14 protein-coding genes are annotated in these 12781 nt (G+C 26.2%); 12 read left to right on the top strand and 2 right to left on the bottom strand.

Annotated elements, in window-relative coordinates; genetic code table 11:
* Positions 1-3: 3 nt before the first annotated feature.
* From KQI77_RS05185 to KQI77_RS05165, 5 genes are all read left to right on the top strand, one after another.
* A complete protein-coding gene (locus KQI77_RS05185; RefSeq protein ID WP_216389109.1) occupies positions 4-771 on the top strand; it encodes an RNA-binding protein in 768 nt (255 codons plus the stop codon).
* A gap of 16 nt (positions 772-787) precedes the next feature.
* On the top strand, positions 788-1537 hold the full coding sequence (locus KQI77_RS05180) for a DivIVA domain-containing protein (protein ID WP_216389107.1): 750 nt from the start codon (positions 788-790) through the stop codon (positions 1535-1537).
* A 314-nt stretch (positions 1538-1851) separates the two neighbouring features.
* The gene (locus KQI77_RS05175; protein WP_216389105.1) at positions 1852-2775 is read left to right on the top strand and encodes an RluA family pseudouridine synthase; all 924 of its coding nucleotides are present in this window, start codon (positions 1852-1854) and stop codon (positions 2773-2775) included.
* A 90-nt stretch (positions 2776-2865) separates the two neighbouring features.
* Complete coding sequence (gene pyrR, locus KQI77_RS05170) at positions 2866-3405, top strand: bifunctional pyr operon transcriptional regulator/uracil phosphoribosyltransferase PyrR (protein ID WP_216389103.1); 540 nt, start codon at positions 2866-2868, stop codon at positions 3403-3405.
* Between the two features lie 14 nt (positions 3406-3419).
* Positions 3420-4589: a class I SAM-dependent RNA methyltransferase gene (locus tag KQI77_RS05165; protein WP_216389101.1), complete on the top strand. Its 1170-nt coding sequence runs from the start codon at positions 3420-3422 to the stop codon at positions 4587-4589.
* A gap of 156 nt (positions 4590-4745) precedes the next feature.
* Here KQI77_RS05165 and KQI77_RS05160 read toward each other — a convergent pair whose 3' ends face one another.
* On the bottom strand, positions 4746-5432 hold the full coding sequence (locus KQI77_RS05160) for a YoaK family protein (protein WP_216389099.1): 687 nt from the start codon (positions 5430-5432) through the stop codon (positions 4746-4748).
* A 16-nt stretch (positions 5433-5448) separates the two neighbouring features.
* Positions 5449-7173 (bottom strand): NFACT family protein, encoded by a 1725-nt coding sequence (locus KQI77_RS05155; RefSeq protein WP_216389097.1) that lies wholly within the window; start codon positions 7171-7173, stop codon positions 5449-5451.
* A 245-nt stretch (positions 7174-7418) separates the two neighbouring features.
* Here KQI77_RS05155 and KQI77_RS05150 point away from each other — a divergent pair, with 245 nt between their 5' ends.
* From KQI77_RS05150 to KQI77_RS05120, 7 genes are all read left to right on the top strand, one after another.
* Positions 7419-8444: a hypothetical protein gene (locus KQI77_RS05150; RefSeq protein WP_216389095.1), complete on the top strand. Its 1026-nt coding sequence runs from the start codon at positions 7419-7421 to the stop codon at positions 8442-8444.
* Positions 8445-8742: 298 nt separating this feature from the next.
* A complete protein-coding gene (locus tag KQI77_RS05145) occupies positions 8743-10092 on the top strand; it encodes a GspE/PulE family protein (RefSeq protein ID WP_253289355.1) in 1350 nt (449 codons plus the stop codon).
* Positions 10089-11108 carry a type II secretion system F family protein gene (locus KQI77_RS05140; protein ID WP_216389093.1) on the top strand — a complete coding sequence of 340 codons (1020 nt, stop codon included), beginning with the start codon at positions 10089-10091 and terminating at the stop codon, positions 11106-11108. Before KQI77_RS05145 ends, KQI77_RS05140 begins: the two co-directional genes overlap by 4 nt.
* Complete coding sequence (locus tag KQI77_RS05135) at positions 11101-11559, top strand: Tfp pilus assembly protein FimT/FimU (RefSeq protein ID WP_216389091.1); 459 nt, start codon at positions 11101-11103, stop codon at positions 11557-11559. The genes KQI77_RS05140 and KQI77_RS05135 overlap by 8 nt, the downstream gene beginning before the upstream one ends.
* A complete protein-coding gene (locus tag KQI77_RS05130; protein ID WP_216389090.1) occupies positions 11556-11975 on the top strand; it encodes a hypothetical protein in 420 nt (139 codons plus the stop codon). The genes KQI77_RS05135 and KQI77_RS05130 overlap by 4 nt, the downstream gene beginning before the upstream one ends.
* Positions 11968-12405, top strand: coding sequence for a prepilin-type N-terminal cleavage/methylation domain-containing protein (locus KQI77_RS05125; protein ID WP_216389088.1), 438 nt, complete (start codon positions 11968-11970; stop codon positions 12403-12405). The genes KQI77_RS05130 and KQI77_RS05125 overlap by 8 nt, the downstream gene beginning before the upstream one ends.
* Positions 12405-12779 (top strand): hypothetical protein, encoded by a 375-nt coding sequence (locus KQI77_RS05120; RefSeq protein ID WP_216389086.1) that lies wholly within the window; start codon positions 12405-12407, stop codon positions 12777-12779. Before KQI77_RS05125 ends, KQI77_RS05120 begins: the two co-directional genes overlap by 1 nt.
* Positions 12780-12781: the final 2 nt, after the last annotated feature.

Here is a 12781-nt window from a genome sequence, read left to right as displayed (position 1 = left end):
TTTATGGATAAGAAAAAGTTACTTGAAAACTTTGGTGATGATGAAAAAATAGAAGTTATTAATTTATTAGATAAATATAATCTTTCTTACAACAAGGACATTACTGTCTTTGGAAATGATTTTTACACGCCAAATATTTGGAGATATTTTAAAAATAATCTTCAAAATAGTAACTGTACTATAGAGGATGATGGCTTTTTTAAAGAAGCAGAGAGACGTATGATAGCATTTAATAATCATTATGGTACACCATTTCCATATAAAATTATTAAAATTGAAAATACATCAAAGTTTCACACATTAAGTCACAGAGATTATTTAGGATCACTTTTAGCTTTAGGAATTAAAAGAAGTAAACTTGGTGATTTATTAGTTAAGAATAATATATGTTATGTACCAGTATGCGAAGAAATACAAGATTTTATTTTATGTAATTTAGAAACTATAGGGAAAGTTTCTTGCAAGGTAAGTGTTATAGACAACTTAGTAGATATTCCAGAATATGAATTAGAAGAAGAAGTTATTTTAGTTCAATCAAGAAGAATTGATTCGATTGTATCTAAGCTTGCGCGAGTATCTAGAAGTAAAGCACAAGATATGATTGAAGAGGGGAAAGTATTATTAGATTATAATAAAGTAAGAGAAAAGAGTAGCGAATTAGGAGAAGATAATAGAGTAACTATTAGAGGTATTGGCAAGTTTATTATAGGAAATACAATTGGTAATAGCAAAAGTGGTAAAATTAAAATTGTAATAAAAAAATATTTGTAATATAGAGGTGGATTTAATGAAGGTTACACTTACTCCTATGGACATTAATAATAAAGAATTCAAAAAAGTAATGAGGGGATATAATGCTGAAGAAGTTGATGATTTTTTAGATGAAATCATAGATAATTATGAAGCAATATATAAAGAAAATTCAGCATTGAAAGAAAAATTAGCATCTATTAATGAACAAATAGAACATTATCAAAAGATAGAAAGTACTATTCAAAATACTTTGTTATTAGCTCAAGATGCAGCTGATCAAGCAAAAGCTTCTTCTGAAAAAGAAGCAGAAATGATTGTTAAAAATGCTAATGAAACAGCTCAAAAGATATTAGATAAAGCACATAATGATGTTTTACAAATAAATGATGAGTATGAAGATATAAAACAAGAGTTTATAAAATTTAGATCAAGATTTAGAAATTTTATGACTGTTCAATTAGAAACATTTGAAGATTTAGAAAAAGATTTTACTAAGAATCTTTCAATTGTTGCTCAAGAAAGTGATATATCAATAGAACCTTTAGAAGATATTGATGAAGAAATAGGTCTTCCAGAAGTAACTGAAGAAGAAGAAACTTTAGAAGATGAAGAGGTTAACGAAGAAGTAGCAAATGAAGAAGTAACAGTTTCTGATGAAGTAGAAGAAGATGCAAAGATAGATGAAGAATCTATAAAAGAAATAGAAAATAGCATAACTACTGATGAAATTGCAGAAATAAAGAATTTTTTTGCTATGAAAGATGAACAACACAAAGTTAAATAATTTGTATTTATAAAGGCTTGGCTCCATATTTAGGGGACAAGCCTTTTTTATGTATAAGAAAATATATGATTATTATTTAAAATGAAGAGTTTAGTTAAATTCATTTAAATGCTTAATGTCTTTTTATAAGAAAAAGTTGATGTATTTAAGCGATATTATAAAAGAGGTTATATGTTATTTTAGTCTTTGTTCATTGATAAAAAGGATTCATTATATTATAATGTTAAAGAAACTAGAAAGATGTTATTAAACAAGGTCCTATAAGGGAAGGAGATGAAAGTATTTTCTACTTATTTAAGTAGTACAGTGTATATATGAGTGAAAAAAAAATATTTTATATAAATGATGAGAATGTTGGTATTAGAATAGATAAATATCTAAATAATATATTTAAAGATAAATCGAGATCATATCTTCAAGGATTAATAGAGAAGGAATATGTAAAAGTTAATGATAAATGCATAAAGAGTAACTATAAGTTAAGACTTAATGATAGACTAGAGATGAATCTTCCAGAACCAGAATTGCTTAAAGTAGAACCAGAAAATATACCAATTGATATATTGTATGAAGATAGAGATGTTATTGTTGTAAATAAGAGCAAAGGGATGGTAGTTCATCCTGCACCAGGTAATTATAATGGAACATTGGTAAATGCAGTATTATATCATTGTAAGGATTTATCAAGCATTAATGGAGTAATAAGACCAGGTATTGTTCATAGAATTGATAAAGATACATCAGGAGTGCTTGTAATTGCAAAGAATGACGAAGCGCATAACTTTTTAAGTGAACAACTAAAAAATCATACAATGAAGAGAGAATATTATGCTTTAACTGAGGGAATAATTACAAGTGATGAAGGTGTAATTGATAAACCATTAGGAAGAAATAAGAATGATAGGCTTAAGTTTGCAATAGTTGAAGGTGGCAAGAGGGCAGTAACGCATTATAATGTGCTTGAGAGATACAATAAGGGATATACGTTAGTTAAGTGTGTATTAGAAACAGGAAGAACTCATCAAATAAGAGTTCATATGGCTAGCATTCATCATCCATTAGTTGGGGATCCTGTATATGGACTTAAGAAGCAACGTATTAAGACTAATGGACAGATGCTTCATGCTAAAGTTTTAGGATTTATTCATCCAACAACTAGAGAATATATGGAATTTACTACAGAACTTCCAGATGAATTTCAAACAATAATAGATAGCCTTAGAAAAGATTCTATATAGATTTTATTATGAATTATGTATACCCAAAAATATAATTATAATTAAGAAAGGAAAATTCAGAACTGCATAGTTCTGTAAGGTGATTTTAGTATGAAACTTAAAGCAAACATTTTAGATGAAAAAGCTATAAAGAGAAGCCTTATAAGAATATCTCATGAGATAATAGAGAGAAATAAGGGCGTTGAAAATGTTGTTTTGATAGGTATTGAAACAAGAGGATATCCTATTGCTAAAAGAATAATGAATAATATCAAACAAATAGAGGGAGTTGAACTACCAGTTGTTGGTTTAGATATAACTTATTATAGAGATGATATTTCTTCAAGAGAAACAGAAATTCCTGTAGCAAAATTAGTAGACCTTGATATTGATGTAGAAGATAAGGTTGTTATAATCGTTGATGATGTATTATATACATGTAGAACTGTTAGAGCTGCAATAGATGCAATTATAGATAAGGGAAGACCTAAAGCTATACAACTTGCAGTGTTAATAGATAGAGGACATAAAGAACTACCTATAAGGGCAGACTATGTAGGTAAAAATATACCTACTTCAAGAGAAGAAAAAATAGAAGTAAGTATAGTAGAAATCGATGATGAAGATTCAGTAAATATTTATGAAGATTAGAGGAGAAAGAAACAATGAATTATGATTTGATTGCAACAACTACTTTTGGGCTAGAAGGAATAACAGCTAAAGAGTTAAAAGCATTAGGATATGATGATGTTAGAACAGACACAAGTAAAGTTCAATTTTCAGGCGATGAAATGGACATTGCTATATGTAATATTCATCTAAGAACAGCAGATAGAGTGCTTATTAAAATGGCGGAATTTGAGGCAAGAAGTTTTGAAGAGCTATTTCAAGGAACAAAAAAAGTTGATTGGGCTAGAATTATTCCTAAAAATGGAGTTATGCATGTTGTTGGTAAGTCAGTAAAGTCAAAGTTATATAGTGTGCCTGATTGTCAATCAATTGTAAAAAAAGCTATAGTTAATAGTATGAGTGAAAGTTATGGTATAAGTCATTTTAGTGAAGATGGACCTGTATATAAAATAGAAGTAGCTATATTAAAGGATAAAGTTACACTTACAATAGATACATCAGGAGAAGGGCTACATAAAAGAGGCTATAGAAAGAATTCAGGAGCAGCACCTCTTAAAGAAACATTAGCAGCTGCTATGGTTTTATTATCTAGATATACAGATGAATATGAGCTTATAGATCCATTCTGTGGATCAGGAACTATACTTATTGAGGCTGCTATGATAATGAAAAATATTGCACCAGGACTTAATAGAAAATTTGTATGTGAAACATGGCCAACTATGCCTGAAAAATATTTTAATATTGTAAGAGAAGGAGCTAGAAATTCTATAAAAGAAAAAGACATAAAAATGATTGGTTATGATATTGATACATGGGTTCTTAGAACAGCTGAAGATAATGCTATAAAAGCGGGCGTTGATGATGTTATTGAATTCCAAAAGAGAGATGCTAGAGAGTTTTCTAACAAGAGAAAATATGGTTTTGTTATAACTAATCCTCCTTATGGAGAAAGACTTGGAGAAAAGAACGAAATAACAGAATTATATAGAGAGTTTGGCAAGATTATGAGTACTTTCTCTAATTGGGAATATAATATTCTTACATCATATGAAGATTTTGAAAAAGTATTTGGAATAAAATCTAGTAAGAATAGAAAACTATATAATGGTAAATTAAAATGTTATTATTATCAATATTTTAATAATGATAAGATAAAAAATGCAGGAAGTACTGTAATTCAAGAAATAATAAGGAATTCTTAAAAGAGAACTAAATGAATCTTTTTTTAGAGAGATAATGTTGTGGAGGAAAAATATACTACTTATTTTAGAAGTATAGTTTTTCGGCGTAAAATAAAGATTATTTTTAACAGAATAAAATCGCCAAGGTGACTATAGAGCCTTGGCGATTTTGTTCTGTTAATTCGTAAACATTTTTTTATCAATTTTAAATAGTAATGTACAGAATAACAATAATATCATAGGAGCTATTAAAGCAATTCTTCCATAATGTAAAGATAAATAAGCTCCAAGTGCACTTCCAACTAAGAAGAATAAAATTATTGTATAATATCTTTTTGTTTTTTCTAAAGCTTCTTTATCTTTTTTGAATATAGCTAAGTACAAAGCTTCAGTTCCACTTCTTAAATTTCCAGTACACATAGTTGTTGAATAAGGCGAGTTTACTAGTTTTCTAAAGGTTTGTATCTGCATAGATGATACAAATGATATAGAAGTTGTAACTAGTAATTGTGGGAAATTAAAAGGTAAAACAGCTATAAGAAGTAAAACAAGGGCCTCTATTAAAATAACTACAATTTCCCAATCAAATAAAATATTAATTTTATTTTTTACAGTTGCAGATACAAATACCCCTATGATAAATGCTAGGATTGGAAAAAAACTAAACAAAGCTTTATGAAAATGTCCTTGTGATAAATTCATTCCGAAGATAACTAAGTTACCAGTTTGGGCATTTGCAAAGACTCCTCCTTCAATTATATAAGTGTAAGCATCAAGAAATCCTCCTATAACTGCTAATATAATTCCTAATCTTACAGATTCAGAAGTTACATTATGTTGAAATAGTTTATCCTTTAAGTTCATATAAGTTCATCTCCTGTTATTTTTGAGTGATATTTAATGTTGAAAATAATTGTGGGTCAACATATATTGTCTTATTTGTATAATATATAACCATTCCAGGCTTAGCACCATTAGGTTTTCTTAAGTTCTTTATAAGTGTATAATCTATTGGTACTTTAGTATTAGTTTTATTCTTGCTATAGTAAGCAGCAATTATTGCAGCCTCTTCTATAGTGGTTTCATCAATATTGTTTCCTTGAATAACTACATGTGATCCTGGAATATCTTTTGCATGTAACCATAAATCGTTTTTGTTTGCAAATTTTAAGCTAAGATAATCATTTTGTATATTATTTTTTCCTACATAGATATTAAATCCTGTAGAAGATATAAAATGATAAGGCTTGCTTTCTTTTGATTTTTTTTCTTTTTTTGCATTTCTTTTATGTTTAATATAACCAGTAGTAATTAATTCTTGTTTGATATCATCTATTTCTGTATAGCTTTCTGCATTAAGGATGTTTGATAATACAGAATTTAAATACTTTAGTTCATCAGTATTTATAGCTAATTGTTGTGTAGCCATGATTTCTGACTTTTTCATTTTGTTATATTTCTTATAATATCTTTGTACATTTTCTGAAGGGGTTTTATTTTCATCTAATGATATTGTGATAAGTGGACTGTCTTCTACAAAGAAATTATTTAAGGATATTTCTTTATCACCTTTTTTAAAACTATAAATAAATGAAGTTAGTAAATCTCCTTTTATCTTGTAATCTTCTTTTTTTTCACAATCTTTTAGAGTATTGTTTAATATTTTTTCTTTTTTCTTGCATCTATCAATGTTGTTGTGAATTAATTTTTGCAGATTTGCTGATTTATTTAATAGTCTTTCTTGTTTATCTTTGGTACTGAAGAATTCATCTAACAATTCAGATGGATCATCAAAAGTTATTTTATTAAATTCTTTAGTTGTTAGTGGAATAGAATAGAAGTCTTTGTATATTCCGTTTTTATCTGTATAAATATTAAATTCTAAATTGTTATTAAGATTTAAGATAAATTTTGAGAAAGAATTATATAAAAAATCTATGTTTTCTAAAGAATAATTAGTTTTTGTGTATAAATCTTTAGATAAAGGTTTTGATATACCTGTAAAAACATTATAATAAAATAATTCATCGTATTCTATAGAATTAGAAGCTATATAAGCTTTTAAATTATCTAAAGTAAAATTATAAGGGTTTATTTTTTTTGATTCTGGTGGCCATACATATTCTAAACCTGGAAGTAGAGTACGATAACTGTTTATGTCAGGGGTTATATGTTTAATTGAATCAATTATTTTGTTATCTCTTTCACGAACTAAAGTTATATTTGAGTGACGTCCCATTATTTCTATAATAAGATTATAAGCACTATTAAATCCCATTTCATCAGAAGCTTCAATATTTATGACAACAATTCTATCTCCGTTTACTTGAGATACATTTGTTATTTTTCCACCTAAAAGATATTTCCTTAAGACCATTAGGTACATAGGAGCCTTTAATGGATTTTCTTTTTGAATTTTTGTAAAATGAATTCTTGGAAAACTTGAAGATGATGAAATTAATAATTTTAAGTTTTTTCTGTCTTTTCTTAAAGTGAAAATTATTTCATCTTTCTCTGGTTGGTTAATTTTATCTATTTTTGTATCTATTAGATAAGGTTTTATATTATATATCAAATTATTTAAAAATATACCATCTAAAGCCATATGTCTCATCCTTTCAATGTAATAATCATAGTATATCATTAAATGTTATTTTAGTTAAGTAAATGATAAGATAAAAGAAAAGTTAAGATGATGTATTATTAAAAAAAAATTAATAAAAAATAAAATTATAGTTCTGGCTAGTAAGTTATTGATATAATAAATTTATGGGGGTATTATAGTATAGGAAATAATTCGAAGGTAAATAAAAAAATATAAAATTATATAGGGTAAAGGATAGAATTACAGTGAAGAAAAAGACATTATTAATATTATTCATAAGCATGATAGCTGTATCAATGATATCATGCGAAGATAAAAAAGAAGTAAATGAAGATAAGAACATAGAAACAGAAGTAATAGAACTGAATGATGGATCTATTTGTACTGAAGATAATGGAGAGTATATAAACTATACATACAATAATGAGAGGTATTCTGAAGCTGAAGGAGAACAAATAATCGCTGTTTATGATACTGCAAGTGGTAATTATTTAGGACAGAAGGATAGAGAATATATAGCAAGGTATAAAGATAAAGAAAAAGAATTACATTCTATAGAAACTTATGATAGTTATTTTAATCTATCACCTGGAGGAGAATATTTATCTTTTTTTAGAAATGAAGAATCATGTAATTTATATATAATGAGCATGAAGGATGATAAATTACTTAAGCTTAATATATCTGTTATGATATCAGGTAAATATGTAGATTGGTTAGATGATAATACTATTGTATATTATGGTATACGTGAAACAGATAAGAAAAATGGAATATTCACTTATAATATAAAAGAAAAAAAAGAAAAATTACTAGTAGAGTTTGATGAAGGATTTGTTGAATTTATAAAGGTACTAAATGATAAGATAATATATTCAAAAAGTTCCTACGAAGGAGAAAAAACTCTTGTATCAATAGATAAAAATGGAGAAAATTCACAAGAATTAACTTCGGAAATAATGAAGGTATATGATATTGTAGATGGAAATAATGATGATTATTATATATTAGGAAGTTTTAAGAATACAGATTATGCCTTATATTATCTAAAAGATTCGATTCATAAGAGACTTACATATTCATTTCCATCTTATGTAGATGTAAAGAAGGGATTATCAAAAGGTGATGATGGTAATATACTTTTTATTGGATCAAATAATAAGAAGTTTCAATCTGTATATAAATGCAATAACGAAGGTGCTATAAGTCTTATATTAGATGGTACTGGAGAAGTATATTTTGTTAGAAGATATAGCGTTCAGAATTCTTAAATTTTATATGATTTCTTACTAGAGTAAAAAAATTAAGTTAGCTAGATGTTGAAAACGCATTTAGTTATAACTTAATTTTTTTATTTCTAGTTATAAAAAAGTATACTGAAAATCAACTTTCTTAAAGAAATAGGGTCTTTTCCATGAAAATGTTGATATTTTTAAATATTATTCTAAAAGTATTAAATAAATAGCTTGACTTAAACTAATGCTATTAATTTTAATTTATTTATTATGAATAAAAAAATATATTATGGAGATAATAGCAAAAGTAAGTAAAGAAAATGGGAGATATAATATGCTAGATGTAGAAATGCTTTATAGAATTGATTTGGATGTTGCACGTATGGTAACTAGAGAAGAGGCTTTAGATAATATGATTTTGCCTATATTTATTGTGGATTCTGTACTTAATTGTTTAGCTTGTAATTGTGACGATATGAGATGTAGTGAGCATTTAAGGAACATTTATAATAAAGACATAAAATTCATATACGTAACTGCAGAAGAATTATTAGGATATATAGATATGGTATTAGATTATAATTACTCCCATTATGAAGATAAGATTTTAGAATTAGCAATTAAGAATAGAACTAGTGATATACATTTTGAGCCGATGTTAGATAAAGTATATATACGTTTTAGAATTAATGGATATTTGGTTATATTTAGGATAATCAAACTCAGTGAATTCATAACTATTTTATCTAGGCTTAAGATAAATTCCAATATGGATATGACAGAGAAGAGAAGACCTCAAGATGGCAAGATGAATATAGCTATTGAGGATAGAACCTACAGTCTTAGATTGTCAACGATTCCGGTTGTAGAAGGAGAGAAGCTAGTAGTTAGAATTATATATGAAGATAGGCTTATATCTACATTAGAAGAACTTAATTTTAATGATAACCAATTAGATAAACTTAAGAAAATAATAAACATTAAAAGTGGCATTGTAATAATTAATGGACCTACAGGATCAGGGAAATCTACAACTCTTTATACAATACTTAATTTATTAAAAAACGAACCTGTTAATATTACAACCTTAGAAGATCCTATAGAAGCAAATATTTTAGGAATTAATCAAATTAGTCTTAATCCTAAGATTGGTATAACATTTGCAAGTGGTCTTCGTAGTATACTGCGGCAAGATCCCGATATAATTATGATTGGAGAAATAAGAGATATAGATACAGCGCAGATGGCTATAAGAGCTGCTATTACTGGGCATAAAGTTTATACAACTATTCATAGTAAGAGCCCAAGAGAAGTTTTTATTAGATTAAGAGATATGGGGATAGAGCATTATCTTATTGAAGATTCACTTAAGGGAATAATATCACAGAGGTTAATAGGAGTATTGTGTGATAAGTGTAAGGAACAACTAAAAGTATCTAATAGAATTTACTATAAAAAGCATGGCTGTAAGAGTTGTAATTATACTGGATATATAGGTAGAACATTAGTATCATCTGTGTGCTATATAGAAGATAAAATCACAAGAAATGTTTATGGAATAGAAGATAGAAATGAAAAATTATCTAACAAAGAGATGCTAAGTATACTTATTAAGCTACTTAATAATGGTAAGTTAGACTATTATGATTATTTAGATTTTATAGAATGGGAAGATCTTAATTGAGAAAACAATCAGAAAATTTAATTATGATATCAGAAGCTTTAGGCAATCTATATAATGAAGGTATTTCAATAGAATCTTCATTGTTGTTATTAAGTGAATTAGATTTAAACAAAGAATATAAAAGAATAATTTTATTAGTGCATAGAGAAGTTTTAAAAGGAATGACATTATCAGAAGCTTTTAAGAGATATCCTAAATTTTTTCCAACTATGTTTAGTGGTTTTGTCAAGATAGGAGAAGATAATGGAAGTTTATCAAGAGTTTTATGGGCACTTAAGGATTATTATTCTATTAAACAAAATATTGAAACAAAAATAAAAGCAGCTATAGCATATCCATGTATAGTTTTAAGCACTTTATTGTTAATGGCTATAGTTATATTTATAATATTTTTACCTAAAATGTGTAACATGTTATTAGAGTTAGACAGAGATTTTACTGGAAGTATTAAAAATTTATATAATTACAGAGTTGAGCTTGATAATAATCCACTTCTATTTTGGGGAAGAATTATAAGTAGTATGGTTATTTGTATTATTATAATTACTATATTAAAAGATAATATAGATTATAAGAACAAGATGAAAAAATTTAAAATTATAAGATTGTACTATGAAAATATCCTTCTTTTAATTTTATCTATAATATATAAAAGTCAAGGGAATATAGTTCAGGGATTATGCTTGGCTAAAGAATCTATGGACAATAATATAGTTCAAAGATATTTAGAATATATATATGAAAAACTAATACAAGGAAATGAACTGAGTTATACATTAGAAAATATAGATATATTAAGTAAGCACAGCTTATCATTTATAAAGATAGGAGAGAAAGGGGGAGATGTTGAGGAGATGATAACTAAAGCACTAAATAGTAATAACAAAGAATTAATAAAATGTATAGATAAAAAACTAAAATTAATTGAACCAGGATTAATGATATTATTAGCTGTTATAGTTTGTTTTATTCTTATTAAATGCATAGTCCCTTTTATGAATTCATTAAATGGGTAAAAAATACGGATATACATTAATAGAGTTAGTTGTGTCAATGTCAATAATTCTAATATTAGCATCTATTGGAATAGGTGCTAGCAAATATCTATTAAAAATAAAAAAGGATATGTATATAAGACAAGAATTATATGAGGTTTTAGATATTATTCATTATGGAAAGAGTTATTCAGTTAATTCACAACAATATGGCAATATAAAATTTATTATGAAAGATAATATCTTGGAGGTAAGTTTAATTATAAATGATGAAACAAAACGAAAGATTGAATTAGACAATTTAAAATTATATAAAAATTATTCATTAGAATATATGATGCATTATAAAATGATATTTATTAAGCAAGATGGAACAGTAGAATCTTGCACATTAATATTTAAGGATTCATTAGATAAAATGCATGTTATAACTATTTCAGTAGGAGAAAATAATATAAGGCTAAAGGAATGAAAAAAGGATATATATTAATAGAAATTATAATATCTATAATGATATTAACTATAGGCATAACAATGGCTTTAAGTGGATATACATCAATAATAAAATCTATAAGAGAACGAGAAATTAATAGAAGATTAAAGGATGATTTATATTCTATATGCATGGAAATAAGATATAATGAAACCTTATCATCATTAAAAGATAGCTTAATAGATGGCACTATATATATAGAATATGGTGAAAAATTCTCTGAAATTATAAAAACAAAAAGTTTATTAGATGTAAAGAAGGGGAAAAAGGATAATTATATAAAGATATCAAAGCTATCTGAAAGTGATACTGGTCTTAAAATAAATGTATCAATAGTATATGAAGAAGAGTGTATAAGTGTAGATGTAATAAAGGATGAATGGATGGATGAATAATAGACATGGATTTACTTTAATAGAGTTAGTTATCTCTATAGCCATAGGAATGATAGTGGTATCTATATGCACTAATTTATGTGCTAATTGTATAAGTAAATATAATTGTTATATAGAAGAAACTAATAATATGAATGAACTAGAAGAAGTTATTATAAATATATCTAGGATATTAAGAGAAGAGCATGTTAAGAATATATATAGCATGGATAATAAAATAATAACTAATACAGCAGAAGATAGCTATGAGATTATCTATAGAAATAATAATAAAATATGCATTGATTATGTTACATTTTATGCTAATAGATTAAATAAAACTACTACGAAAGTCATAGGTGAAATAGAAGACTTTCAAGTTGTAAATAAAGATAGACTTATATATATAACCATTAAGAAAGGCAAGTTTTCAATAAGTAGGTGTTTATAATGAAAAAAGGATATACATTGATTATTGTGGTTATAACAGTAATGCTAGTGATTATTCTAGCAGGATTTACATTTACTATAGCATATAATAATCATGATAGTGCAGCTATAGAAGAGTCAATTATAGATTTATATGGATTTAATGTAAAAAACGAAGATGGTATAACAAGAGTTAATAATTATTTTAGAGAAGATAATAATAGGGTAAAGCAGCTATTAAGTGGAGAAAAAATAAAAATAGATGGTATATATTATAATTATGTTGGCAATAATATAATAGAGGCTACTATAGAAGAGAGTGTAGTTTTGTATAATGTGATAATTGAACCTATGAACGATAGGATAATAATATATCCTAGAGAGAAAGGATACTGAGT

Source organism: Clostridium sp. MSJ-8, assembly GCF_018918325.1.
Lineage (GTDB): Bacteria > Bacillota > Clostridia > Clostridiales > Clostridiaceae > Clostridium.
This window is presented reverse-complemented; position numbering and strand designations above follow the sequence as displayed.